Annotated in this window: 20 protein-coding genes and 1 riboswitch; of the genes, 9 read left to right on the top strand and 11 right to left on the bottom strand. The window is 70.8% G+C overall.

Annotation, left to right across the window (positions count from 1 at the left end; translation table 11 throughout):
• Window positions 1–104 precede the first annotated feature (104 nt).
• Window positions 105–1064: a LysR family transcriptional regulator gene (locus VSH64_RS03745; protein WP_326834032.1), complete on the top strand. Its 960-nt coding sequence runs from the start codon at window positions 105–107 to the stop codon at window positions 1062–1064.
• On the opposite strand, the gene VSH64_RS03740 is transcribed toward VSH64_RS03745, so the two are convergent.
• Genes VSH64_RS03740 through VSH64_RS03705 form a run of 8 tightly spaced genes read right to left on the bottom strand, consistent with a single transcriptional unit; the run spans window position 1004 to window position 10850 of the window.
• Window positions 1004–1606, bottom strand: coding sequence for a TetR/AcrR family transcriptional regulator (locus tag VSH64_RS03740; protein WP_326834031.1), 603 nt, complete (start codon window positions 1604–1606; stop codon window positions 1004–1006). The two genes, VSH64_RS03745 and VSH64_RS03740, sit on opposite strands and share 61 nt — an antisense overlap.
• A complete protein-coding gene (locus tag VSH64_RS03735) occupies window positions 1606–2445 on the bottom strand; it encodes an SDR family oxidoreductase (protein ID WP_407655631.1) in 840 nt (279 codons plus the stop codon). Before VSH64_RS03735 ends, VSH64_RS03740 begins: the two co-directional genes overlap by 1 nt.
• 8 nt (window positions 2446–2453) lie before the next feature.
• Window positions 2454–3620, bottom strand: a complete 1167-nt coding sequence (locus tag VSH64_RS03730; RefSeq protein ID WP_326834030.1) for an acyl-CoA dehydrogenase family protein — start codon at window positions 3618–3620, stop codon at window positions 2454–2456.
• Window positions 3617–5596: an acetyl/propionyl/methylcrotonyl-CoA carboxylase subunit alpha gene (locus VSH64_RS03725; RefSeq protein ID WP_326834029.1), complete on the bottom strand. Its 1980-nt coding sequence runs from the start codon at window positions 5594–5596 to the stop codon at window positions 3617–3619. Before VSH64_RS03725 ends, VSH64_RS03730 begins: the two co-directional genes overlap by 4 nt.
• A 10-nt stretch (window positions 5597–5606) precedes the next feature.
• Window positions 5607–7208 (bottom strand): acyl-CoA carboxylase subunit beta, encoded by a 1602-nt coding sequence (locus VSH64_RS03720; RefSeq protein ID WP_326834028.1) that lies wholly within the window; start codon window positions 7206–7208, stop codon window positions 5607–5609.
• Window positions 7205–8353: an acyl-CoA dehydrogenase family protein gene (locus tag VSH64_RS03715; RefSeq protein ID WP_326837898.1), complete on the bottom strand. Its 1149-nt coding sequence runs from the start codon at window positions 8351–8353 to the stop codon at window positions 7205–7207. The genes VSH64_RS03720 and VSH64_RS03715 overlap by 4 nt, the downstream gene beginning before the upstream one ends.
• A complete protein-coding gene (locus VSH64_RS03710) occupies window positions 8353–10062 on the bottom strand; it encodes an acyclic terpene utilization AtuA family protein (protein WP_326834027.1) in 1710 nt (569 codons plus the stop codon). The genes VSH64_RS03715 and VSH64_RS03710 overlap by 1 nt, the downstream gene beginning before the upstream one ends.
• Window positions 10059–10850 (bottom strand): TIGR03084 family metal-binding protein, encoded by a 792-nt coding sequence (locus tag VSH64_RS03705; protein WP_326834026.1) that lies wholly within the window; start codon window positions 10848–10850, stop codon window positions 10059–10061. Before VSH64_RS03705 ends, VSH64_RS03710 begins: the two co-directional genes overlap by 4 nt.
• 178 nt (window positions 10851–11028) lie before the next feature.
• Between VSH64_RS03705 and VSH64_RS03700 the strand changes: the two genes are divergently transcribed.
• The 5 genes from VSH64_RS03700 to metE all read left to right on the top strand — a co-directional run bounded on the left by VSH64_RS03700 (window position 11029) and on the right by metE (window position 19561).
• On the top strand, window positions 11029–11868 hold the full coding sequence (locus VSH64_RS03700) for an enoyl-CoA hydratase-related protein (RefSeq protein ID WP_326834025.1): 840 nt from the start codon (window positions 11029–11031) through the stop codon (window positions 11866–11868).
• Window positions 11865–12482, top strand: coding sequence for an acetoacetate decarboxylase family protein (locus VSH64_RS03695; protein ID WP_326834024.1), 618 nt, complete (start codon window positions 11865–11867; stop codon window positions 12480–12482). Before VSH64_RS03700 ends, VSH64_RS03695 begins: the two co-directional genes overlap by 4 nt.
• Window positions 12483–12727: 245 nt before the next feature.
• Entirely contained in the window at window positions 12728–15721 is a 2994-nt protein-coding gene (locus VSH64_RS03690) for a ribonucleoside-diphosphate reductase subunit alpha (RefSeq protein WP_326834023.1), read from the top strand.
• 85 nt (window positions 15722–15806) lie between these two features.
• Window positions 15807–16880 (top strand): ribonucleotide-diphosphate reductase subunit beta, encoded by a 1074-nt coding sequence (locus VSH64_RS03685; protein WP_326834022.1) that lies wholly within the window; start codon window positions 15807–15809, stop codon window positions 16878–16880.
• Between the two features lie 122 nt (window positions 16881–17002).
• Window positions 17003–17207: riboswitch (cobalamin riboswitch) on the top strand.
• A 98-nt stretch (window positions 17208–17305) separates the two neighbouring features.
• Window positions 17306–19561, top strand: a complete 2256-nt coding sequence (gene metE / locus VSH64_RS03680; RefSeq protein WP_326834021.1) for a 5-methyltetrahydropteroyltriglutamate--homocysteine S-methyltransferase — start codon at window positions 17306–17308, stop codon at window positions 19559–19561.
• 58 nt (window positions 19562–19619) lie between these two features.
• Here metE and VSH64_RS03675 read toward each other — a convergent pair whose 3' ends face one another.
• Complete coding sequence (locus tag VSH64_RS03675) at window positions 19620–20003, bottom strand: VOC family protein (protein WP_326834020.1); 384 nt, start codon at window positions 20001–20003, stop codon at window positions 19620–19622.
• Between the two features lie 135 nt (window positions 20004–20138).
• Here VSH64_RS03675 and VSH64_RS03670 point away from each other — a divergent pair, with 135 nt between their 5' ends.
• From VSH64_RS03670 to VSH64_RS03660, 3 genes are all read left to right on the top strand, one after another.
• Entirely contained in the window at window positions 20139–21599 is a 1461-nt protein-coding gene (locus VSH64_RS03670) for a cytochrome P450 (protein ID WP_326834019.1), read from the top strand.
• A 276-nt stretch (window positions 21600–21875) separates the two neighbouring features.
• Complete coding sequence (locus VSH64_RS03665; RefSeq protein WP_326834018.1) at window positions 21876–23732, top strand: diguanylate cyclase domain-containing protein; 1857 nt, start codon at window positions 21876–21878, stop codon at window positions 23730–23732.
• A gap of 74 nt (window positions 23733–23806) precedes the next feature.
• Window positions 23807–24268: a peroxiredoxin gene (locus VSH64_RS03660; protein WP_326834017.1), complete on the top strand. Its 462-nt coding sequence runs from the start codon at window positions 23807–23809 to the stop codon at window positions 24266–24268.
• A 44-nt stretch (window positions 24269–24312) separates the two neighbouring features.
• Here the strand turns inward: VSH64_RS03660 and VSH64_RS03655 are convergent, their stop codons facing one another.
• Both VSH64_RS03655 and VSH64_RS03650 read right to left on the bottom strand, forming a co-directional pair.
• Window positions 24313–24849, bottom strand: a complete 537-nt coding sequence (locus VSH64_RS03655) for a GNAT family N-acetyltransferase (protein ID WP_326834016.1) — start codon at window positions 24847–24849, stop codon at window positions 24313–24315.
• A gap of 109 nt (window positions 24850–24958) precedes the next feature.
• The gene (locus tag VSH64_RS03650; RefSeq protein WP_326834015.1) at window positions 24959–26158 is read right to left on the bottom strand and encodes an LCP family protein; all 1200 of its coding nucleotides are present in this window, start codon (window positions 26156–26158) and stop codon (window positions 24959–24961) included.
• Window positions 26159–26237 lie beyond the last annotated feature (79 nt).

Here is a 26237-nt window from a genome sequence, read left to right as displayed (position 1 = left end):
ACCGCCGACTCTTCGGCAGTCCCGCAGCGCTGTCCAAGACCTGCTCGGCACCCCGTGATCCCGAAACGGCATGACGGCCGGCGCCGCTCGGTACTGTGGATCACGTGAACGATCTCGGGACCGACCTCGAACTCCGCCTGGTGCGGTACTTCACGGTCGTGGCGGAGCACCGGAACTTCGGCCGGGCCGCGGCCGAGCTGCACCTGGCGCAGCCGGCGCTGAGCCGCCAGATCCAGCGCCTGGAGAGCCGGCTCGGCGTGCGCCTGCTCGACCGCACTCCGCAGGGCAGCCACCTCACCGAGGCCGGCCAGGCCTTCCTCCCGCAGGCGCGGGCGCTCCTGCGGTCCGCGCGGCAGGCGGTGCTCACCGCCCGCGCCCACGCGCCGGCCGGCAAGGTCCTGATCGGGTACGTCGAAGACCTGGTCATCACGCCGGCCGTCCGCGAACTGCGCGGCCGCCACCCCGGCGCGGAGATCGGCACTCGCCACCTCGAATGCTTCGACGAGCGCGCGTTCGCCGAAGGCCAGGTGGACGTGCTGGTGGTGCGAGACCCGCGCTTCGTCCCGGCCGGCACGACCCGCACGACGGTGCTCTACGAGGAGCCGCGGGTTCTGGTGGTACCTGTCGATCACCACCTGGCCGGCCGCGCCTCGGTGACCCCGGACGACTTCGCCCCCGGCGAGACGCTCGTCTGCCTGCACGGCGGCACCCGCGCGATCTACCCGGCGGACGGCTACCGCCGGAGTGACCCCGGCCCGATCTCGGCCGGACCGGTGAACGAGAGCTTCGAGGACCGGCTCGAGCTCGTCGCGAGCGGTCAGGCGCTGGCGGTCCTGCCGGTCGGCGACCGGCGCAGCTCGCTGCGCACCGACCTGGCCACGGTTCCGGTGCGCGGCGTGCCCGCCAGCCAGGTCGTGGTCGCCACGCGGGCCGGCGACGCGAACCGCTGGTCGCCGGGTTCGTCGAGGCCGCCCGCGCCCACCTCACCGGCAGCGCCGCCTGATCAGCTCGCCGGCCCGGTGAGCCGCGTCTCCAGCGTGGCGGCCCACTCGCGCACGATCTGACGCCGGCGGCGAGTGTCGTCGGTCAGCAGGTTGGCCAGGCCGAGGCCGCGGGCCAGGTCGAGAGTGGCCTGCACCAGCTCGCGGACCCCGGGCCGGGATTCGTCCACGCCGAGCAGCTCCACCGTCACGCGGTGGGCTTCGCGTCCGACGCGGGCTTCCAGCGGCACCAACGTGCCCCGCAGCTGCGCGTCGCCGGCCGCGACGGCCCACAGCTGCAGGGCAGCGCGGAACATGGGCCCGGTGTAGAGGTTCAGCACCATCTCCACCACGCCCTCGATCCGCGACGTCCCGGTCGGCAGCCCCTCGGCCTTCGTCCGCAGCTCGGTGATCTGCGCTTCGCCGAGCAGCTCCACGGCCGCCGCCACGAGGTCCTCGCGCGTCGGGAAGTGGTGTTGCGCGGCGCCGCGCGACACCCCGGCGCGCTCGGCGATCACCGCCACCGTGACGCCGTGCCAGCCCCGCTCGCCGATGCAGTCCATGGCGGCCTCGATCAGCCGCCGGCGAGTGGTGCGGCTGCGCTCCTGCTGCGGTTCGCGGAGCATCAGGCCGGATCGACCCAGAAGTCGAGCTGCAGGTCGGCCTCCGACGAGCCGATCCGGTACTTCGAGAGATCGGTGACGCCTTCGGCCGCGAGCACCTCGTCGTCGAGGAAGAAGTTGCCGGTCGTCTCGCGGCTGGGCCGGGTGAGGATCGCGTACGCCGCGTCGGCCATGATCTCCGGCGTGCGGCTGCGGTTCGCCAGCTCCGCGCCCACGACGTTGCGGATCGCCGCGGTGTCGATGGTGGTGCGCGGCCACAGCGAGTTCGCCGCGATACCGTCCTTCCTGAGCTCCGCGGCCAACCCGACGGTCACGAGGCTCATCGAGTACTTCGCGATGCTGTAGGCGAGGTGCCCGGCCGTGAACCACTTCTCGTCGAGGCTGATCGGCGGCGAAAGTGTGAGCACGTGCGGGTTCGCCGCCTTCCGCAGGTGCGGAATGGCCAGTTTGGACAGCAGGAACGTGCCGCGCGCGTTGATGTCCTGCATCAGGTCGTAGCGCTTCATGCTCACCTGCTCGGTGGGCGTGAGGTCGATCGCGCTGGCGTTGTTCACCACGATGTCGATGCCGCCGAACTGCTCGACGGTCTTCGCCACCGCGGCCGCCACACCTTCGTCGTCGCGCACGTCGCCGAGGATCGGCAGCGCCTTGCCGCCGGCCTTCTCGATGGCTTCGGCCGCGGTGTAGATCGTGCCCGGTAGCTTCGGGTGCGGTTCGGCGGTTTTGGCCAGCAGCGCCACGTTCGCGCCGTCGGCGGCCGCGCGCAGGGCGATCGCCTCGCCGATGCCGCGGCTGCCGCCGGACATGATGATCGTCTTGCCGGCCAGGGACTTCTCGGTCACAGTCACTCCTAATAGGACTTCGGCAGCCCGAGGCTGTGCTGCCCGACGAAGTTGAGCACCATTTCCCGGCTCACCGGCGCGATCCGCCCGAGCCGCACGGCCGTGACGAGCGTGCCGAGGCCGTACTCGGACGCGAGCCCGTTGCCGCCGTGGGTCTGCACCGCCTGGTCCACGGCGTGGATCGCGGCCTCCGCGGCGGCGTACTTGGCCATGTTGGCCGATTCACCCGACGCGAAGTCGTCGCCGGAGTCGTACAGCGCAGCCGCTTTCTGCGTCATCAGCTTCGCCAGCTCGAGCTCGATCTTGATCTGCGCGAGCGGGTGCGCCAGGCCCTGGTGCGAGCCGATCGGCGCGCCCCACACCTGGCGCTCGTTGGCGTAGGCCACGGCCTTGTCCAGCGCGTAGCGCGCGGTGCCGAGCGAGAACGACGCGCCCATGATGCGCTCGGGGTTCAGGCCGGCGAACAGCTGCGCGATCGCCGCGTCCTCCTCCCCCACCAGCGCTTCGGCCGGCAGGTGCACGTCGTCGAGGAACAGGCCGAACTGCTTCTCCGGCGAGATCAGGTCCATCTCGATCTGTTTGAACTCGAAACCCGCGGTGTCGGTGGGCACGATGTAGAGCGCGGGCTTGAGCCGTCCCGTTTTCGCGTCTTCGGTGCGACCGACCACGAGCACCGCGTCGGCCTCGTCGACGCCGGAGATGTACACCTTGCGGCCACTGAGGACCCAGTCGCTGCCGTCGCGGCGCGCGGTGGTGGTGATCTTGTGCGAGTTGGAACCGGCGTCGGGCTCGGTGATGGCGAAGACCATCTTCTTGCTGCCGTCGGACAGGCCGGGCAGCCACCGCTTCTTCTGCTCGTCGGTGCCGAAGCGCGAGATCACCGTGCCGCAGATCGCCGGCGACACGACCATGAGCAGCAGCGGCGAGCCGGCCGCCGCGAACTCCTCCAGCACCGCGGCGAGATCGGCGATGCCGGCGCCCCCGCCGCCGTACTCCTCGGGCAGGTTCACGCCGAGGTAGCCCAGCCGGCCCGCCTCGTCCCACAGCTCGGTGGTCTTCTCGCCCGAGCGGGCCTTCTTCGCGTAGTACTCGTGCCCGTACTTGCGCGCCAGCTCCGAAGCCGCCTTGCGCAGCGCCACGCGCTCCTCGGGCTCCGCAAAATTCATCGCGTTCATGCTTGCTCTCCCACCGCTTCTCCCGCCCCGGCTTCCCCGACGACAGCCAGAATCGTGCCGACCTCGACCTGCAACCCGACCTCCACCGGCAGCTCGGTGACCACGCCGTCGGCGGGGGCCGAGATCCGGTGTTCCATCTTCATCGCCTCCAGCCACAGCAACGGATCACCCGCCGCCACGGCGTCGCCCACGCCCACCGCGAGCCGCACGACCGTGCCCGGCATCGGCGCCACGAGCGAGCCCGCGGCCAGGGCCGCCGACGGATCGGCGAACCGGGGCTCCGCGGTGAACGCGACCGAGCCCAGCGCAGAGTCCACATAGGACTGATCGCCGTACCGCGCGACGGTGAAGGCGCGCCGCACCCCGGCCACGTCGAGCACGACCCGGTCCGGGTCCGCCGACACCAGCCGCACGTCGTCGTAGCCCTCGGCCCGCAGGCCGGCGCGGGTCAGCGAGTAGCTCACCTCGTGGGTCGTCTCGCCGCGGGTGAACACCTTGCGCTGTCCCGCCGAACGCACGTTGCGCCAGCCGCTGGGCAGCCGGCTCAGGGTGGTCGCCGTCGCGCGGTTCCCCGCGGCACCGGCCAGCGCCGCGGCGAGCGCGGACAGCTTCTCCGCGTCGGCACCGGCCAGCGGCTTCGCCAGCGTGGCGAGCCCGTGGCGGTCGAAGAACGCCGTGTCGGTCTCGCCGGCCAGGAACGCCTCGTGGCGCAGGATGTTCACGAGCAGGTCGCGGTTGGTCACCACCCCGTGGATCTTCGCCCCGGTCAACGCGGTGGCCAGCCGGCGCGCGGCCTCGGCCCGCGTCGGCGCCCACGTGATCACCTTGGCGAGCATCGGGTCGTAGTGCACACCGACCACGGAGCCGCTCTCCACGCCGGAGTCGAGCCGCAGGCCCGCGCCGTGGGTGAATTCGCGGTCGACACCGGGCACCTCGAAGGTGTGCAGCGTGCCGCTCTGCGGCTGCCAGCCCGCGCCCGGGTCCTCGGCGTAGAGGCGGACCTCGATCGAATGGCCTTGGGGTGCGGGCGGTTCCGGCGGCAGCTGCGCGCCCTGGGCCACGCTCAGCTGCAGCGCCACCAGATCGAGACCGGTCACGTTCTCGGTCACCGGGTGCTCGACCTGCAGACGCGTGTTCATCTCCAGGAAGTAGAACCGGCCGTCCTCACCGGCCAGGAACTCGACCGTGCCCGCGCCGACGTAGTCGATGGCCGACGCGGCCTTGCGCGCCGCGTCGAACAGCTCCGCGCGCATGGCCTCGTCGACGAAGGGCGACGGCGCCTCCTCCACCACCTTCTGGTGGCGGCGCTGGATCGAGCACTCACGCTCCCCCACGGCCCACACCGTGCCGTGCTGGTCGGCGAGCACCTGCACCTCGATGTGCCGGCCGGTTTCGAGGTAGCGCTCGCAGAACACCGTCGGGTCGCCGAACGCCGAACCCGCCTCGGCCCGCGCGCTCTCCACCGCTTCGGCGAGCTCGTCGAGCTTGCGCACCACGCGCATGCCCCGGCCGCCACCCCCGGCGGAAGCCTTGACCAGCAACGGAAGATCGGCGTCGGTGACCGAGTCCGGGTCCAGTTCGGACAGCACCGGCACGCCGGCCGCCGCCATCAGCCGCTTCGACTCCACTTTGGAGCCCATCGTCTCGATCGCCGCCGGCGGCGGGCCGACCCAGGTGAGCCCGGCGTCGAGCACGGCCCGCGCGAACGCGGCGTTCTCCGACAGGAACCCGTAACCCGGGTGCACCGCGTCGGCTCCGGCGTCGGCCGCGGCCTTCACGATCAGCTCCGCACGAAGGTACGTCTCGCCGGGCGCGTCGCCCGGCAGCCGCACCGCCACGTCGGCCTCGCGTGTGTGCGGGGAAGCCGCGTCGGCGTCGGAGAACACGGCCACCGTGCCGATGCCGGCGTCGCGGCAGCTGCGGAACACCCGGCGGGCGATCTCGCCCCGGTTGGCGACCAGCAGGTTGTGGATCACGACTGCACCCCTACATCCGGAAGACGCCGAAGCCACCCTCGGCGCCCTTCACTGGTCCGTTGTGGATCGCCGACAGGCTCAGCCCGAGCACCGTGCGGGTGTCGCGCGGGTCGATGATGCCGTCGTCATAGAGCATGCCGGAGAGGAACATCGGCATCGACTCGGCTTCGATCTGGTTCTCGACCATGGCGCGCATCGCCGCGTCGTTCTCATCGCTGTAGTCCTGGCCCCGGCTCGCGGCCGCCGCGCGCGCCACGATGGACAGCACGCCGGCCAGCTGCGCCGGGCCCATCACGGCCGACTTCGCGCTCGGCCAGGCGAACAGGAACCGCGGGTCGTACGCGCGCCCGCACATGCCGTAGTGCCCGGCGCCGTAGGACGAGCCCATGAGCACGGACAGGTGCGGCACCTTCGAGTTCGACACGGCGTTGATCATCATCGCGCCGTGTTTGATGATGCCGCCTTGCTCGTATTCCTTGCCGACCATGTAGCCGGTGGTGTTGTGCAGGAAGACCAGCGGCGTGTCGATCTGGTTGGCCAGCTGGATGAACTGCGCGGCCTTCTGCGATTCCTCGCTGAAGAGCACGCCCTGCGCGTTGGCGAGGATGCCGACCGGGTAGCCGTGGATGTTCGCCCAGCCGGTGACCAGGCTGGAGCCGTAGAGCGGTTTGAACTCGTCGAAGTCCGACCCGTCGACCACGCGCGCGATCACCTCGCGCGGGTCGAACGGCACCTTGAGGTCGCTCGGGACGATGCCGAGCAGGTCTTCGGGGTCGAACAGCGGCTCGGCGTAGTCGGGCTTGGGCGCCTGGCCCTTCTTGTGCCAGTTGAGCCGCTTGATGATGCTGCGGCCCAGCCGGATCGCGTCCTGCTCGTCGGCCGCGAGGTAGTCGGCCAGGCCCGACGTGCGGGCGTGCATCTCGGCGCCGCCGAGCGACTCGTCGTCGGACTCCTCACCGGTGGCCATCTTCACCAGCGGCGGGCCGCCGAGGAAAACCTTCGCGCGCTCCTTGACCATCACCACGTAGTCGGACATGCCCGGCAGGTACGCGCCACCGGCGGTCGAGTTGCCGAAGACCAGCGCGACGGTGGGCACCTTCGCGGCCGAGGACCGCGTGATGTCGCGGAAGATCCGGCCGCCGGGGATGAAGATCTCCTTCTGCGTGGGCAGGTCCGCGCCGCCGGACTCGACGAGGTTGATCACCGGCAGCCGGTTCTGCGCCGCGATGTCGGCCGCGCGGAACGACTTCTTCGTGGTCCACGGGTTGCTCGCGCCGCCCTTCACCGTCGGGTCGCTCGCGGAGATCAGGCACTCCACGCCCTCGACCACGCCGATGCCGGTGATCACGCTCGCGCCCACGCGGTAGTCCGAACCCCAGGCCGCCAGCGGCGAGAGCTCCAGGAACGGCGAGTCCTCGTCGATCAGCAGCTCGATGCGTTCGCGGGCCAGCAGCTTGCCGCGCTTGCGGTGGCGCTCCACGTACTTCTCACCGCCGCCGGCCACGGCCTTGGCGTGCTCGGCGTCGATCTCGGCGAGCTTCTCCAGCATCGACTCCCGGTTCGCGGCGAACTCGCCGGCCCGGGTGTCCACAACGGACCTCAGTGCGGTCATGCGGTGTATCCCAATCGCTTCGCGGCCAGGCCGGTGAGGATCTCGGTGGTGCCGCCGCCGATGCCGAGGATGCGGACATCGCGGTAGTGCCGCTCCACTTCGGACTCGCGCGAGTACCCGAGCCCGCCGTGCAGCTGCACGGCCTCGTTCACCACCCATTCGGCGGCTTCGACGGCGGTGTTCTTGGCGAAACAGGCTTCGGCGATCACTTCTTCGCCGGAGACGTGGCGCACCGCGGTCTGGCGGGCGTAGGTGCGGGCCACGTCGGTCTTGCGCGCCATCTCGGTGAGCTTGTGCTGCACGACCTGGCGCGAGATGAGCGGCCGGCCGAACGTCTCGCGCAGCCGGCACCAGTCGAGTGTGAGGTCGAGCGCGCGCTGGGCGTGGGCGTAGGCCTGCACGGCGAGCGAGAGCCGCTCGGTCACGAACTGCGTGGCCACCTGTGCGAAGCCGCTGTTCTCGGCGCCGACGAGGTTCTCCACCGGCACGCGGACGTCCACGTAGGACAGTTCCGCGGTGTCGGAGCAGGCCCAGCCCATCTTCTCCAGCTTGCGCGACACCGTGAACCCCGGCGTGCCGCGTTCGACCACCAGCAGCGACAGGCCGCGCGCGCCCTCGCCGCCCGTGCGCACCACCGTGGTCACGAAGTCGGCGCGGCAGCCCGAGGTGATGAACGTCTTGGCGCCGTTGACCACGTACTCGTCGCCTTCGCGCACGGCCGTCGTGCGCAGGCCCGCGACGTCGGAGCCACCGTCGGGCTCGGTCACCGCGAGCGAGCCGATCTTCGTACCCTCGAGCGTGGGCCGCACCCAGCGTTCGATCTGCACCGGGTCGCCGGCCTCGGCGAGGTGCGGCACGGCGATGCCGCAGGTGAACAGCGAGGCGAACAACCCGCCGGAACCGCCCGCGTAGTGCAGTTCCTCGGCGATCACGAGCGCGTCGAGGTAGTTGCCGTCACCGCCGCCCACGGACTCGGGGAACGCGACGCCGAGCAGCCCGAGGTCCCCGGCCTTGCGGTGCAGCTCGCGCGGCAGCTCGCCCGCGCGCTCCCACTCGTCGAGGTGCGGCAGCACTTCCTTCTCGACGAACCGGCGCACGGTCGCGCGCAGCTCCTCGCGCTCGGGCGTGGTGAACGGGTCCACGATCACAGCAGCGCCTCCGGCACGTCGATCTCGCGGGAGCGCAGCCACTCGCCGAACGCCTTGGCCTGCGGGTCGAACCGGGCCTGCGAGGCCACGCCTTCGCCGAGGATGTCCTGCACCACGAAGTTCATCGCCCACAGGTTCGGCAGCAGGTGCCGGGTCACCGGCAGGTGCGCCGTCTCCGGCAGCAGCAGGCGGAACTCGGTGACCGTGAGCCGGTGCACGAGCCACCGCCAGGCCTCTTCGGACCGCACCCACACGCCGAGGTTGGCGCTGCCGCCCTTGTCGCCGCTGCGCGCGCCGATCACGCGGCCGAGCGGCGCCCGGCGCACCGGCCCGTCGGGCAACGGCTCGGGCAGCGCGGGTTCGTCCACTTCGGTCAGGGCGAGGGTCTCGGCGGCGGGCGCCAAGTCGACTCGTCGACCGTCCGGCAGCACCGCGACGTGCGGCACCTTCCCGGCGTCCACGAAGGCCGCCGAGTACACGCCGTACGGCGAGGCGTCGGAAGGCGGAGCGGTGACGTGGAAGCCGGGGTAGCTCGCGAGCGCCAGCTCCACCGCCGCGCCGCTGAACGCGCGGCCGGCGATCTTCGGGTCACTGTCCTTCACCGCGACGTGCAGCAACGCGCTCGCGGTCTCCTCGGTGTCGGCGTCCCGGTGGTCCGTGCGCGCGAGGGTCCAGCGGACCTCGGCCGGCGGCTTGGGCTCGAGCGCGGTTTCGAGCTGCTCGCGCACGAGCGCGGCCTTCTCCTCGATGTCGAGCCCGGTGAGCACGAACGTGGTCTCGTTGCGGAAGCCGCCGAGCCGGTTGAGCGCCACCTTGAGCGTGGGCGGCGGTGCTTCACCCGTCACGCCGCTGATGCGCACGCGGTCGGGCCCGTCGGCGGTGAGCGAGAGCGTGTCGATCCGCGTGGTCACGTCGGGGTTCGCGTAGCGCGCGCCGGTGATCTCGTACAGCAGCTGCGCGGTCACGGTGCCGGTGTTCACCACGCCGCCGGTGCCCGGGTGCTTGGTGATCACGCTGGACCCGTCGGCGTGGATCTCGGCGATCGGGAAGCCCGGCACGCCGATCGGCTGCTCGCGGAAGAACGCGTAGTTGCCGCCGGTCGCCTGCGCGCCGCACTCGATCACGTGCCCGGCCGCGACGGCGCCGGCCAGCGCGTCGTAGTCGTCGGGGGCCCAGCCGAAGTGCGCGGCGGCCGGCCCGACGATCACCGACGCGTCGGTGACGCGGCCGGTCACGACCACGTCCGCACCGGCGTTCAGGCACTCGACGATGCCCCACGCGCCGAGATAAGCGTTGGCGGTCAACGGTTTTCCGAAGCCGAGCCCGAACCCGAGCTCCTCGGCGCGCCCGATCAGGTCGTCGCCTTCGACGTGCGCGACGGTCACCTCGACACCGAGCTTCGCGGCCAGCTCCCGCAACGCCGCCGCCAGGCCCGCGGGGTTGAGCCCGCCGGCGTTGGCGACGATCTTCACGCCCTTTTCCGTGGCCAGCGCCAGGTTCTCCTCCATCTGGCGCAGGAAGGTCTTGGCGTAGCCGCGATCGGGGTCCTTCATGCGGTCGCGGCCGAGGATGAGCATGGTGAGCTCGGCCAGGTAGTCGCCGGTGAGCACGTCGAGCGGGCCGCCGGTGAGCATCTCGCGCACGGCCGAGAACCGGTCGCCGTAGAAGCCCGACGCGTTCCCGATCCGGATCGGCGCCGCGCTCACGCGAACTGCCCCGGCTCGCGGCCTTCACCGGGAGGACCGGCGAACGCCTGCGCGATGGTGAGCCACTCCTCCACGTCCGCGCCGGTGGCCACGAGGTCGGTGTCGGCCGGGTGGCGCCGCTGCGTGATCACCAGGCAGAAGTCGACGGCGCTGCCGGTGAGGCGCTGCTCGGCGTCCTCCGGCCCGAAGGCCCACGTGGTGGCGTCGGGCGACGCGAGCTCCACGCGGAACTCCTCGGTCGGTGGCGCGAGTGAGTTGAGCTTGTACGCGAAGTCCCGGGTGCGCGTGCCGAACCGCGCGATGTGCCACAGCCGCCCGGTGGGCTCACGGGTGAGGCCGAGCGCGTCGAACACGTCCTGGCCGTGCGCCCAGGTCTCCATCAGCCGCGCGGTGGCCATCGAGGCCACGCTCATCGGCGGGCCGTACCACGGCAGCTTCTGCCCGTCCGGCACGTTCGCCAGCGCCTCGACGAGCGCCTGGCGGCCGGCGCGCCACTCGGCGAGCAGCTGCTCGGCCGGCTGCGCGGCGCCTTCCTCGGCCGCCAGGTCGACGTAGTTCTCCCCCACGCTCAGCAGGTGCTCGACCTCGGCCTGCCACCGCTCGGGCCGGGCCGCCGAGATCAGGGCCTTCGAGTCCGTCCAGGCGAGGTGCGCGATCTGGTGGGCGACCGTCCACCCCCGCGCCGGTGTCGGCCGCGCCCAACCCTCCGGTGGCAAGCCCGCCACCACGTCGTCGATCGTCTGCGATTCGGCCGCCAGATCCCCGAGGATCACGCCGAGATCAGCCATCCTGCGCCTCCGTGCGTTGGGTTGAGTGCGGCGGCGTCGTCCGCGCACAGCGTCCCTGACCCCACCCTGGCACCCCGGCCCGGGAAAAATCAAGCACGCCTGATTGTTTTCTCCGATCGGGCTCGGGACAGTTATTGACACATTGCCAGTAGTCCCCCGTTGTCCTACGGTTCTGACCATGAGCTCCTACGCCGACATCACCTACGAGGTCGCCGACCGGATCGCGACGGTCACGCTCGACCGGCCTCAGGCGCGCAACGGCTACACCGTGCGGATGGCCGACGAGCTAGGCGACGCGATGGACCGCGCCGACCGCGACGAAGACGTGCGCGTGGTCGTGCTCACGGGTGCGGGCAAGGACTTCTCGGTGGGGGCGGACCTGTCGTCCGGCGGGTTCGACTTCGAGCACGGCGAGGGCCCGCCCGACGGCTGGCAGGAGCCGGCCGGCCGGTGCTCGAAGCGGATCTTCACGATGAACAAACCGGTGATCGCCGCGTTGCGGGGCGCGGCGGTGGGCGGCGGGATCACGATCACCCTGGCGTGCGACTACCGGCTCGCGGCCGACGACACGAAGTTCGGCTTCGTGTTCACCCGCCGCGGGATCTACCCCGAGGGCGCGTCCGCGTGGTTCCTCCCCCGGCTCGTCGGCATGGGCACCGCGCTCGACTGGATGGTGAGCGGCCGCGTGTTCGGCGCGCCGGAGGCGCTCGAAAAGGGGCTCGTGCACAGCGTCCACGCGCCGGACGAGGTGCTGGACCAGGCGTATGAGCTCGCGCGCGACCTCGTGGCGAACACCGCGCCCGTGTCGGTCGCCGTGACCCGGCAGCTGCTGTACCGGATGGCGTCGGCGCCTTCGCCGTTCGAAGTGCACGAGCTGGACTCGAAGCTGATCGGCGGCCTGCCGACCACGCCGGACGCGGCCGAAGGCGTGCTGTCGTTCCTGCAGAAGCGGCCGCCCAGTTTCAAGATGCGCGTGGACACGGACCTGCCGCCCTACCTGCCCTGGATCGAGGAATGACCGCCTACCCGCCCGAACCGTGGCACCTCGCCGGCCAGGCCCACGTCTCCGTGTGGCTGCTGCCCGCCGGTTCCCTGCCGGCGATGCCCGACCACATCGAACCGGTGATCGTCGGCGCCCACGCCGTGGTGGTCACGGCCTGGGTCGACTACCGCCCGCCCGGGCAGCTGAGCTACCACGAGCTGCTCGCCGCCGTCGCCGTGCGCGGCGGGCTCGGCGCGTCGATCCTCGACATCTGGGTCGACAGCGAGGTGTCGCTGCGAGGCGGACGCGAGCTGTGGGGCATCCCGAAGGACCTCGCGACGCTCGAGTTCACCGACGACCGGTCCTCGGCCACCGGCCGTGAGTTCAAGGCCCTCGGGGAAGACGACTGGATCGCCGGCGCCGCCTTCGCGCGCCGCGCCGGCCTGCCGCTCGCGCTGCCCGCCCGGTTCCAGGTCGCTCAGATGCTCGACGAGCGGCTGGTGCGCAGCCCCGTGGCGGCGCGGGCGAAGCTCCACGCCGCGGCCGCCGACTGGTCGATCAACCCGGACGGCCCGCTCGGGTACCTGGCCGGCCGTCGCCCGATCGTGAGCGCGGTCCTGCGCGATTTCACCCTCGTGTTCGGCAGCTGAACCGCCCCCGACCAGCCGCTCTGAGTGATCGACTAACCCGCGAGGGTGAGCCCGCGACACGCCACCCCTTGGGGCACGTGCGAGCCCCAACCCCTAGATGTAGTCTCTGTGGACCGGCAGCCCCCAGCGACGGGGAGACCGCTCAGGAAGGGCCGCCGGGCCGATTTGGAAAAACAGCAGCGCACGGCCTTGTGCGGCCGTGCGGCGATGAAGCGCGCCCATTTTCGACTTTGTTGGAGACACGCATGTCAGTGGAAACCGGTCAGCGTCCGCCCTCGTCGGCGGACTCGGCACCGAGCGCGATCCGCGTGATCCGGCGCGACGGCAATGTCTCGCCGTTCGACGCCGGCAAGATCAGCGTGGCCCTCACCAAGGCCTTCCTCGCCGTGGAAGGCGGCGACGCCGCCGCCTCCTCTCGCGTGCACCACGTCGTCGCCGAGCTGACCGAGCAGGTCGAGGCTTCCCTGCTGCGCCACGCCGGTCCCGAGACCGCCCTGCACATCGAGCAGATCCAGGACCTGGTCGAGCTGGCCCTGATGCGCGGTGAGCACCACAAGGTCGCCCGCGCGTACGTGCTCTACCGCGAGGAGCGCGCGAAGGCCCGCGAAGCCGCCGCGCCGGCGCACGCCGAGGCCGCCATCAGCGTCAAGGGCACCGACGGTTCCCTGCGTCCCCTCGACTGGGCCCGCGTGTCGCACGTGGTGGGCGAGGCCGTGGCCGGGCTCGACGACGTGTCCGCCGAGCCGGTGCTGGCCGAGGCCAAGCGCAACCTCTACGACGGCATCAGCGCCGACGAGCTCGCCCTCGCGCAGATCATGGCCGCCCGCGTGCTCGTCGAGCAGGAGCCGAACTACTCGTACGTGAGTGCGCGGCTCCTGCTGGACAAGCTGCGCGGAGAGGCCCTGAGCTACCTCGCGCGCTCGCCGCGCCAGGCCAGCCAGGACGAGATGACCGCCGAGTACCCCGCGTACTTCCGCACCTACCTGCGCCGCGCGGTCGAGCTCGAGCTGGTCGACGGCGAGCTGCTCACGTTCGACCTCGACAAGATCACCTCGGCCATCCACGCCGAGCGCGACCTCGACTTCGGCTTCCTCGGCCTGCAGACGCTGTACGACCGGTACTTCCAGCACCACAACGGCACCCGTTTCGAGCTGCCGCAGGCGTTCTTCATGCGCGTGGCCATGGGCCTGGCGATCCGCGAGGACAACCGCGAAGCCCGAGCCATCGAGTTCTACGAGCTGCTCTCCACCTTCCACTTCATGGCCTCGACGCCGACGCTGTTCAACTCGGGCACCACGCGCGCCCAGCTCTCGTCGTGCTTCCTGACCACTGTGGACGACGACCTGGACTCGATCTTCCAGGCGTACAAGAACAACGCGCTGCTGGCCAAGTACTCGGGCGGCCTCGGCAACGACTGGACCCCGGTCCGCGGCCTCGGCGCCCACATCAAGGGCACCAACGGCCAGTCGCAGGGTGTCGTGCCGTTCCTGAAGATCGCCAACGACACCGCCGTCGCCGTGAACCAGGGCGGCAAGCGCAAGGGCGCTGCGTGCGCGTACCTCGAGACGTGGCACGTGGACATCGAGGAGTTCCTCGACCTGCGCAAGAACACCGGTGACGACCGTCGCCGCACGCACGACATGAACACGGCCAACTGGGTGCCGGACGAGTTCCTGCGCCGCGTGGAGGCCGACGCGCAGTGGACCCTGTTCTCGCCCAACGAGACGCCGGACCTGCACGACCTCTACGGCAACGCCTTCGCCGAGCGCTACCGCGAGTACGAGGCCGCCGCCGACCGCGGCGAGATCAAGGTCTTCCGCCGCCTGCGCGCCGTGGACCTGTGGCGCCGCATGCTCACCATGCTGTTCGAGACCGGCCACCCGTGGATCACGTTCAAGGACCCGTGCAACCTGCGCTCGCCGCAGCAGCACATCGGCGTGGTGCACTCGTCGAACCTGTGCACCGAGATCACGCTGAACACCAGCATCGACGAGGTCGCGGTGTGCAACCTCGGCTCGGTCAACCTGCTCAAGCACGTGACGCCCGAGGGCCTCGACACCAAGCGCCTCGAGAAGACCGTGCGCACCGCCGTGCGCATGCTCGACAACGTGATCGACATCAACTTCTACACGATCCCGGAGGCGCGCCGCTCCAACCTGCGCCACCGCCCGGTGGGCCTGGGCATCATGGGCTACCAGGACGCGCTGTTCGAGCTCGGCCTGCCGTTCGCCTCCGACGGCGCGGTGAAGTTCGCCGACCAGAGCATGGAGCACGTGTCCTACTACGCGATCTCGGCGTCGACCGACCTCGCCGAGGAGCGCGGCCAGTACCAGACGTTCGAGGGCTCGCTGTGGAGCCGCGGCATCCTGCCGATCGACTCGATGCAGCTGCTCATCGACGCGCGTCAGGGCGACGCGCTCGCCGTGGACACCTCGACCACGCTGGACTGGGCGCCGCTGCGCGAGCGCGTGAAGACCGTGGGCATGCGCAACTCCAACGTGATGGCGATCGCGCCGACGGCCACGATCTCCAACATCTCCGGTGTCGGCCAGTCGATCGAGCCGCTGTTCCAGAACCTGTACGTGAAGTCGAACATGTCCGGTGACTTCACCGTGGTGAACCCGCACCTGGTCAAGAGCCTCAAGGCCCGCGGCCTGTGGGACGAGGTCATGGTGAGCGACCTCAAGTACTTCGACGGCAGCCTCGGCCAGATCGACCGCGTGCCGGACGACCTGAAGGCGCTCTACGCCACCGCGTTCGAGATCGAGTCGAAGTGGATCGTCGACGCCGGCTCGGTGCGCCAGAAGTGGATCGACCAGGCGCAGTCGCTGAACCTCTACATCGCGGCGCCGAGCGGGCGCAAGCTCGACGAACTGTACCGCTACGCGTGGCACAAGGGCCTCAAGACCACGTACTACCTGCGCGCGCAGTCGGCGACGCACGTGGAGAAGAGCACCCTGCGCGGCACGGACGGCAAGCTGAACGCGGTCTCGGCCGCCCCGACGGCCACGGCTCCGGCCGCGGCTGCCCCGGCTCCGGCTGCTTCGGCTGCCCCGGCTGCTTCGCCGGCCCCGTCGCCCTCGCCCGCCGCTGCCGTGCCGTCGGCCGCGGTTCCCGCGACCCCGCCCGCCGTGGTGCCCGCGGAGCCGCAGGAGATGCCGAAGACCGACGTGGACTTCGTCGCCACCGAAGGCGCCGCCTGCCGCATCGACGACCCCGACTGCGAAGCCTGCCAGTAGTAGTCGCCCCAGGGCTGTGAAGGGCTCCTTCAGGAAACAGGAGCCCTTCACAGCCCTCGCCGGACCTTTTTGTGGAGTGAACGACATGACCAACGTGGAGACCACGGACGCCACCGGCCTCGGCGCGATCGAGGTCGGCGCCGCCCGGATCAACGTCGACGACAAGCGCATGATCAACGCGCGCGCCGACGTGAACCAGCTGCTGCCCATGAAGTACCGCTGGGCGTGGGACAAGTACCTCGCCGCGTGCAACAACCACTGGATGCCGACCGAGGTCGCCATGCAGGCCGACATCGCGCTGTGGAAGTCGGCCGACGGCCTCACCGAGGACGAGCGCCAGATGCTCAAGCGCAACCTCGGCTTCTTCGCCACGGCGGAGTCCTTGGTGGCCAACAACATCGTGCTCGCGGTGTACCGCCAGATCACCAACCCCGAGTGCCGCCAGTACCTGCTGCGCCAGGCGTTCGAGGAAGCCGTGCACACGCACACCTTCCAGTACATCTGCGAAAGCCTCGGCCTGGTCGAGGGCGAGCTGTTCAACATGTACCGCGAGGTGCCCTCGATCTCCGGCAAGGACGCGTGGGCGCTGAAGTACACGCAGAACCTGGAGAACCCGGACTTCGAGACCGGCACGCAGGAAGCCGACCAGGCCTTCCTGCGCGACCTCGTGGCGTTCTACGTGATCTTCGAGGGCATGTGGTTCTACACCGGCTTCGCGCAGATCCTCTCGCTCGGCCGGCGCAACAAGATGGTCGGCATCGCCGAGCAGTACCAGTACATCCTGCGCGACGAGTCGATCCACCTGAACTTCGGCATCGACTGCATCAACCAGATCAAGATCGAGAACCCGCACCTGTGGACCGACGAGTTCCAGGCGGAGATCCGGCAGATGCTGCAGGACGCGTGCGAGCTCGAGGTCGCCTACGCCCGCGACACCATGCCGCGCGGCATGCTGGGCCTCTCGGCGCAGCTGTGCGAGCAGTACATGCACTTCATCACCGACCGCCGCGCCCAGCAGATCGGCCTGGCGCCGCTGTTCGGGGAGACGGAGAACCCGTTCCCGTGGATGTCGGAGGCGATGGACCTGAAGAAGGAGAAGAACTTCTTCGAGACCCGCGTGATCGAGTACCAGTCGGGCGGCGCGCTCGACTGGGATTGATCAAAGCGGACTGATCAACGCGGATTGATCCCGGACTCTGGGACCGGGGCGCGGCTTGTGCCGCCTCCGGCCCCGACCCACTAGGCTCGGCCACGCCACTGGTTCGCCAGGGCGTGGCCGAGCTTTTTCGGCCCTGCCCCGGTGAGGCAACAGGGAACCCGGTGTGAATCCGGGACTGCCCCGCAGCGGTGAGTGGGAACGAAAGCCGTCACCACGGTTCGGCAACGACCGTGGTCCAGCACTGGGCGCGAGCCCGGGAAGCGACGGCGAGTAGGCGCGAGCAGTGCGCCCACGAGTCCGAAGACCTGCCCGTGGCACGTGCGCCGAAGGCGTGCGTGAGTCCGGGCCTCGTGGGACACGGCCTGACCGAAGCGCGGCTCTCGCGTGCCCGGGCTCGTTGTGATGAGCTCGCGAGGAGAGAGCCTGTGAACACCATCGGCACCACGATCCTGGGGTACCCGCGCATCGGGCCGGCCCGGGAGCTCAAGCGCGCCCTGGAGCGCTACTGGGCCGGGCGCACCGGCGAGGCCGAGTTGCTCGCCGTCGGCAAGGACCTGCGGGCTCGAACGTGGCGGAAGCTGCGCGACGCCGGCCTCGAGTCGATCCCGTCCGGCACGTTCTCCTGCTACGACCAGGTGCTCGACACCGCGGAGCTGTTCGGCGCGCTGCCCGGGCGCTTCACGCGGCTGGGCCTGTCGCCGCTGGACACGTACTTCGCCGCCGCACGCGGTGTGCAGGACGAGCCGGCGCTGGAGATGACGAAGTGGTTCGACACCAACTACCACTACCTCGTGCCCGAGCTGGGCCCGGACTCGCGCTTCCGGCTCACCGGCACGAAGCCGCTCGACGAGGTGCGTGAGGCGCGCGAGCTGGGGATCGAGACGCGGCCGGTGCTCGTCGGCCCGGTCACGTTCCTGCTGCTGAGCAAGGCGACCCGGCCCGGGTTCGAGCCGCTGGAGCTGCTCGACGAACTGCTGCCGGCGTACGCGGAGCTGCTCTCGGCGCTGAAGGCCGAGGGAGTCGAGTGGGTGCAGCTCGACGAACCCGCGTTCGCGGCCGACCGCACCACCAAGGAGCTCAACGCGCTCACCCGCGCCTACCACGTGCTGGCCAAGGCGCCGGACCGGCCGAAGCTGCTGGTCGCCGGGTACTTCGGCGGCCTCGGGCGCGCGCTGGGCGTGCTGGCCCGCTCCCCCGTCGAGGCGCTGGCCGTGGACCTCCTCACCGAAGAGTCCTTTGTGGACGCGGTGGCCGCGGAAGGCGCGTTGCGGGACAAGGAGGTGCTCGCCGGCGTGGTCGACGGGCGCAACGTGTGGCGCACCGATCCCGACCGCGCGCTCGAACTCGCCGCGCGGCTCACGGGCACCGCGGAGCACGTGAGCGTCGCCACGTCGTGCTCGCTGCTGCACGTGCCCTACGACGTCGAGGCCGAGAACCTCGACCCGCGCCTCACGAGCTGGCTGGCGTTCGCCGACCAGAAGGTGGCCGAGGTCGTGCTGCTCGGCCGGGCGCTGCGTGGTGAGCCGGTGGACCTGTCGGCGGCGCGCGCGGCGGTGGCGGACCGGGCGACCAACGCCCCCGACGAGGCCGTGCACGAGCGGCTCGCGGCGCTGAAGCCCGAGGACGCCGTGCGCGAGCCGTACGCGGACCGCGCGGCCCGGCAAGAACAAGCGCTCGGCCTGCCGCCGCTGCCGACCACCACGATCGGCTCGTTCCCGCAGACCACCGACGTGCGCAAGGCCCGCGCGGCCCACCGCGCGGGCGCGCTCGGCGAGGCCGCGTACGTGGCCGAGATGCACGCCGAGATCGACCGCGTGGTGCGGCTACAGGAAGAGCTGGGCCTCGACGTGCTGGTGCACGGCGAGCCCGAGCGCAACGACATGGTGCAGTATTTCGCCGAGCAGCTCGCCGGGTTCGCCTCGACCGAGCACGGCTGGGTGCAGTCCTACGGTTCGCGCTGCGTCCGCCCGCCGATCCTCTTCGGCGACGTCTCGCGCCCTTCGCCGATGACAGTGCCGTGGGCTCGCTACGCGCAAAGCCGCACCACCAAGCCGATCAAGGGCATGCTCACGGGCCCGGTCACGATCCTCGCGTGGTCCTTCGTGCGCGACGACCAGCCCCTGGCCGACACGGCGCTGCAGGTGGCGCTGGCGATCCGCGACGAGGTGCGTGACCTCGAAGCCGCCGGCCTGCACGTGATCCAGGTCGACGAGCCGGCGCTGCGGGAACTGCTGCCGCTTCGCGCGGCCGGGCACGAGGCGTACTTCGCGTGGGCCGTGCGCGCCTTCCGCGTCGCGACGGCCGGCGTGGCCGCGAGCACGCAGATCCACACGCACCTGTGCTACTCGGAATTCGGCGAGGTGCTCCCCGCGATCGACGGCCTCGACGCCGACGTCACCAGCATCGAAGCGGCGCGCTCGAAGATGGAGGTGCTCGCCGACCTCTCGGCCGGCGGATTCGAGCGCGGTGTCGGGCCGGGCGTCTACGACATCCACTCCCCGCGTGTGCCCGGCGTCGACGAGGTCGCCGACCTGCTGCGCACGGCCGCCGCGGCCGTGACCTCGCGACGGCTCTGGGCGAACCCTGATTGCGGCCTCAAGACGCGCGGCTACGCCGAGGTCGAGCCCGCGCTGCGTCACCTCGTCGAAGCGGCGCACCAGGTGCGTGCCGAACTGGGCTGAGTCATCCAGGGGTGCGTCAGATCCGGGCGGGCCGGCGATCGCCGCCGGCCCGCCCGGGTCAGGAGCCTTGCTCGGCAACCAGCCAGCACAGGCAGAACGGGTGCCCGGCCGGATCCGCGTACACCTGGAAGTCTTCGCCGGTCGCGGCGCCGGAGGCGGCCTGCAGCACGGTGGCGCCGAGCGCCATCACCCGCGCGTGGGCTTCGGCGAAGTCCTCCACCCACAGGTCGAGGTGGACCTGCTGCGAGGTCTCGCCGGACGGCCAATCCGGGGGCGTGTCGCCGGGAGCGAGCTGCACGCCGACCCGGGGCGTGCCGTCGACGATGACCATGTGCCAGCCGTCGTCCGCATCCACTTCGCCGTCGAGGACGCCGGCCCAGAAGCGGCTCTCGGTGGCGAGGTCGGCGGCGTCGAAGGCCACTACCTGGTACTTGATTCGCATCCGCGGCAGTCTGCCGGAGCCGGGGTGCCCCGTCGAGGATCACCCGGATGGATCGGGCCGAAGGTATTGTCATTCGGTCAACAGCGCGGCACGGTGGAGCTTGGACCAGGTTTCCGCCAGTGAAGGCAGGTCGCCATGACGAGCGCAGTCGGCAAGGTCGGCAGGGTCGCCGAGAGCCTGCGTGAGCGCGTGCCCGCGCTGACGTCGATGCCCTTGCCCCGCACCGTCGACGAGCGGTGGCGGGCGGCGACCTACCCCGTGCGCGAGCTCGCGGCGCCGCCGGCGGGCAGCGGCCTCGAGCCGGTGCTCGGCGACGACGGGCCGCCCGTGCTGGGCCACTCGCTGGACATGATGCGGTTCGGCCTCGACTTCAGCTTCAGCCGCTACGAGAAGTACGGCCCGGTGTCGTGGATGGGTGCCTTCGGGCGCCGGATCGTGTCGCTCTCGGGGCCCGAGGCCACGCAGATCGCGCTGGTGAACAAGGACAAGGCGTTTTCGCAGGAGGGCTGGAAGTTCTTCATCGAGAAGTTCTTCGACCGCGGCCTCATGCTGCTCGACTTCGGCGAGCACCACCTGCACCGGCGGATCATGCAGAGCGCGTTCACGCGGGAGCGGCTCGTGGGCTACGTCGGGCAGATGGCCCCGGCCCTGCGCGCCGGTGTGGAGGCGTGGCCCGGCGGCACGCGGCCGCGGCTGTACTGGGCGCTCAAGCAGCTCACGCTCGACGTGGCCACGCGCGTGTTCATGGACATGCGCTCCCCCGAGGACGCGCTGCGGATCAACCGCGCGTTCGTGAGCACGGTGCGCGCCGGCACCGCGCTGGTGCGCTACCCGGTGCCGGGCGGGCGCTGGAACGCGGGCCTGCGCGGGCGGCGGCTGCTGGAGCGCTACTTCGGCGAGACGCTGCCGCAGAAGCGCCGCGCGGGCGGCGACGACCTCTTCGCGGCCCTGTGCACGGCCACCGACGAGGACGGCGACCGCTTCACCGACGCCGACATCGTGAACCACATGATCTTCCTGATGATGGCCGCGCACGACACCACCACCATCACCAGCAGCGCCATGGCCTACTACCTGGCCAAGCACCCCGAATGGCAGGAGCGCGCCCGCGCGGAGTCGCTCGCGCTGGGCGACGACGTGCCGGACATCGAGGCGCTGGAAAGCCTCGAGACGCTCGACCTCGTGATGAAGGAGTCGCTGCGGCTGCGGGCGCCGGTGCCGACGATGGCGCGCAAGACCATCAAGGACACCGAGGTCCTCGGCCACTACCTGCCGGCCGGCACGCTCGTCGGCGTCTCGCCGACCCTGAACCACTTCACGCCCGAGTGCTGGACCGACCCGATGCGCTTCGACCCCGAGCGCTTCGCCGAGCCGCGGCGCGAGGACAAGTCGCACCGGTTCGCGTGGATGCCCTTCGGCGGCGGTGCGCACAAGTGCATCGGGCTGCACTTCGGCAGCCTCGAGGTGAAGGCGCTGATGCACGAGATGCTGCGGACCTTCCGCTGGTCGGTGCCGCAGGACTACACCGCACGCTGGGACTACGTGTCGTTGCCGGTCCCCGCCGACGGACTGCCGGTGCGCCTCGAATATCGTTGACGGACGCTGTGGGAGGCGGGGAGCCGGCTTGTCAAGTACGGGTCGGAACTGTCGGCGGGAAACGGGAAATCGGACGAACCGGAAAAACACGTTCGAGCACTCAAGGTGACATCACGTCACCATTTGTGTAGGGGTCATCACTCGTTCAGCCGGTAGACACCCCGTTTCGCGCATGATGCCGTGGCATCACTCACGGCCAACTCATACCTAGTGTGGGTCCATGAACCTTCACACCAGGGCTGAGCTGGCTTTAGTCCGCGCATGAAGAGGTGGAGTGTGCCTGAGCCTGGTGCCGCGCCAGGGTTGGTCGACGTCGCGCGCAAGTACGCGTCGACGCTGACCGACACGAAAGGAGTAACGCTTCCCCCTGCGGAATTGGAGCGCCTCCTGCTCTCTTTCGCCGAAGAGGTCGCGGAGATCCCGACCCGGGCGTACGAGGGCGCGATCCAGCGCTTCACCACGCTCTTTTCCGCCGCCCCGATCGGCATCGCGCTCGCCGACACCGCGGGCCTGATCGTGGAGGTCAACTCCGCACTGGTCCGGCTGCTCGGCTCCACGTCGGTGCGGCTCAAGGGCCGCCACCTCGCCGACCTGGCCGCCACCGACCACGACGCCACCCGGATCCGCGCGGGCCTCGAACGCCTGCGGACCACCGACATCGACCACCTCACCGAGCGCGGCGTGCACCTCGACCACTGCGAGGACGGCAGCCTCACCACCAACGTCACGCTCGCCTGGCTGTCCGGCGACCGGATCGACGCGCACTTCCCCGTGCTGATGGCCGCCGACGCCGACGACATCCGCCTGCTCGGCGAGCGCCTGATGCACCAGAACGTGCACGACTCGCTCACGGGCCTGCCCAACGCCCAGAGCTTCGCCAACCGCGTCGAAGCCGCGCTGGCCGCGCCCCGCAGCGAAGAGATCGCCTTGGTGTACCTCGACATCGACGGTTTCAAGGTGATCAACGACGGGCTCGGCGCCGGCGTGGGCGACCGCGTGCTGCGCGAGGTCGCGAACCGGCTGTCGGCGGCCTTCACCGGGCACCACGACGGGTTCGTCGCGCGGCTGTCCGGCGACGGGTTCGGCGTGGTGATGCGCGGTGCGGACCTCACGACCCAGGACGTGGTGCGACTCGTGGAGCGCGCACTTGAAGACCTCAACGAGGCCGTGTACCTCGGCGGCCACGGGATCGGCGTGAGCGCGAGCGCCGGCATCGTCGTGGGCTGGCGCCCGGGCGGCGGGCACACCGAGATGCGCCGGGCCGCGGAGCTCGCGCTGCACCGGGCCAAGGAGAACGGCAAGGCGCAGTGGATGCTGTTCGACCCGGCCGCGGACGAGCACGACCGCAGCCGCTACCAGCTCGGCGCGGTGATCGCGGGCGCGCTGGAGAACGGCGAGTTCTCGCTGATCTACCAGCCCACCGTGAAGCTGGCGAAGCCCGACGAGATCGCCGCCGTGAACGCGGGACTGCGCTGGAACCACCCGGAGAAGGGCGAGCTCGACTCCGACGAGTTCTACCCGCTCGCGCAGATCACCGGCATGACGGTGCCGCTGGGCAAGTGGCTGCTCGCCGAGTCGCTCAAGGCCACGTCCCGCTGGCGGTCGCGCCTGGGCGACGCCGCGCCCGACGTCTGCATCCGGCTGCCGCGGCGCTTCGCCGGCGACGCCGAGCTCGTGGGGATGGTCAAGGAAGAACTCGACCGCCAGGGCCTGCCGGCACAGGCGCTGCGGCTGTGCATCGACCGGCAGTCGATGTTCGACGCGAAGGGCGAGGTGTACGACTCCTTCGGCCTGCTCGCCGAACTCGGCGCCCAGCTCGTGCTCACCATCTCGGGTTCGGCCGACCTCGAGCTGATCCCGCGCCTCGGCCTGCCCGTGCGGCACGTGATCCTCAGCGGCCCGGTCGTCGACGCGCTGGCCGAGCACCCCACCGAGGCCGACGTGCGGCACCTGGGCCAGCTCGTGGAGCGCGCGAAGGAGCTCAAGCTGCGCATCGGCGCCGAGGGCGTGCGCAGCGACGAGCACGCGGCGCGCCTGCGGCAGCTCGGGGTGCTCGCCGCGCGGGGCGCGTTCGTCGCGGACTCGGCCACGGGCGACGAAGTGGACGAGATGATCGAACGCCACGCCCGCTGACCAGTCCGCTCGCGGTGCCGCTCCGAACACCGGGCAGGATCATGGTCCGCGGACCCCACCCCGAAAGGACACCGATGGACACCGGCGAGCTCGTGCCCGACTTCACCCTCCCCGACGACCAGGGCACCGACCGCACCCTGTCTGACTTCCTGACCTCCGGCCCCGTCGTGCTGTTCTTCTACCCCGCCGCGATGACGAGTGGCTGCACCGCCGAGAGCTGCCACTTCCGCGACCTGGCCGCCGAGTTCGCCGAGGTCGGCGCCCAGCGCGTGGGCATCAGCCCCGACGCCGTGGCCAAGCAGCGGGAGTTCTCGGCCGCCAACGGGTTCGACTACCCGCTGTTGTCCGATGTGGACGGCGTGGTGGCCAAGCAGTTCGGCGCGTGGCGCAAGTTCATCCCACTGCACACCAAGCGCACCACGTTCGTGATCGACACCGACCGGCGCGTGCTCGACGTGATCAAGAGCGAACTGAACTTCACCGCACACGCCGACCGCGCACTGAAGGTGCTGCGCGAACGCAAGAACGTGGCCTGACGTTTTCCTTGCGCCGCAGCGTTTCGTGCGCCGCGGCGCTTCCGCTAGTCCCCAGCCGCTTCCGGCCGCAGGAGCCGCCACACGAAGTCGTTGCCCGAGCACGCCGGGGCAATGGCGTCGGAGGCGGCTTCCTTGCGGTGCAAGGTGAACCCGAGCCGCGCGGGAATGGCACCACTCTTCGTGTTGAGCTCGTCGTGCAGGATGTCGACGTGCGGCGCGCCCAGGCGCCAGGCCTCGGTGAGCAGCAGCGCGGTCGCGCGCGTGGCCAGGCCGCGGCCGGTGAACGGTTCCGCCAGCCAGTAGCCGATTTCGCGGCCCTCGTCGCGGCGCATCAGGCCGCAGCCGCCGGCGAGGGTGCCATCGGTGTCGAAGATGCCGTACTCGAAGCCCTCGCCCGAGGCCCAGCGTTCCGCGGTCCCGGTGAGGAACTCGGTGCCCTCCTCGGGGCCGTACCCGGAGCTGGCCCAGATCAGCCAGGCGCCGATGTGCTCGAGCGACCCCGAGACGGTGGCCACGAGGTCGTCGAGGTCGCCGGGGCGCCAGCGGTCGAGGGTGATCACGCCGTCGGAAAGCGTCTCCATGCCCTCATGGTGACACCGAAGCGCCGCGGTGACACCGCAATAAAGCCCGGAGACGGAGAACGCCGGGGCCGTCCGCACCACGGCGGGCCCCGGCGTTCTCTCGTGGTACCTACTTGACGACCGCGGTCTCCGGCACCGCGGTGTCGTTCTTCAGCGCGTCGAACAGCTGCGCCGACTTCGTCTTGTCCCAGTGCTCGGCCGAACCGTCGGTCACGGGCACCGTGCCGGTGAGCACGCCGTCGGAGGAGATCCCGCGCATCGCGATCGCCAGGCCGGCGAGGTTGTGCACGTGGTCACCCGAGTCCATCGTGAGCGCGTCGGGCGCCGAGGACAGCAGCGGGAAGAAGTCGAACGGGTTGAGCAGGGTGCCCGGGCTCGCGATCTGGCTCACCAGCGCCCCGATGAACTTGCGCTGGTTGGCCACGCGGTCGAGGTCCGAGCGCGGGGTCGCCGCGCTGTGGCGCATGCGGACGAACCCGAGCGCGGAGCGCCCGTCGAGCGTCTGGCAGCCCGCCTTGATGTCGATGTTGGTGAAGGTGTCGTGCATGTCCTTGTCCACGCACATGTCGACCCCGCCGATCGCGTCGACGATGTTCGCGAAGCCGCCGAAGCCGATCTCCGCGTAGTGGTCCATGCGCAGGCCGGTGGCGCCTTCCACGGTCTTCACCAGCAGTGAGGGGCCGCCGAGGGAGAACGCGGCGTTGATCTTGTTCGTGCCGTGGCCCGGGATCTTCACCTGGGAGTCGCGCGGCAGGCTCAGCAGCGTCGGCTTGGTGTCGTTGTCCGGGATGTGCGCGATCATGATCGTGTCGGTGCGCTGCCCGCCGCCGGCCGCCGCGACGTCACCCGTGGCCAGGCGTTCCTCGTCCGCGGCCGAGAGCCCGTCGCGGCTGTCGGAGCCGACGATGAGCCAGTTGGTGCCCGAGGCGGCCGCGGGCCGGCCGTCGTAGTCGGCCAGCGCGTCGACGCGCTTGATCGAGAACTCCAGGTACGCCCAGATCCCGCCCAGGAACACGACGAAGAGCAGCACCAGCGTCATCAGGACCTTGCCGAAGCTCCACCGGCGGCGCCGGCGCGGAGCCGGGCCGGGCGGCGGAGCCTGGCGTGGCGGCGCCTGCCGGGGCGGCGCGGGCGGCGGCACAGGTGCTTCGCCGCGCTGGCCCAGGGGTCTGGTGCGGGCGTCGTACGGGCTGCTGCTCACGCCTGGCAGCGGCATCATCTGCGCCCGCTGATGCTGCCGCGGGCGTGCGGCGGGCTGCGGTGGCCTGGGCGGTACCCGCCGCCGGCCGTCGTCGCCTCCGTACGTCATCGGTCGATCACCCAATCCCCGAATCCGGCAAATTTCGTGCGGCCCAGTAGACCGCACGTCCTCGTACAAAGGACGTGCG

The sequence above is a fragment of the Amycolatopsis rhabdoformis genome (assembly GCF_035918295.1).
GTDB classification, from domain to species: Bacteria; Actinomycetota; Actinomycetes; order Mycobacteriales; family Pseudonocardiaceae; genus Amycolatopsis; species Amycolatopsis rhabdoformis.
Note: the sequence above shows the minus strand (reverse complement) of the source record. Positions and strands in the feature narration are given on the sequence as shown.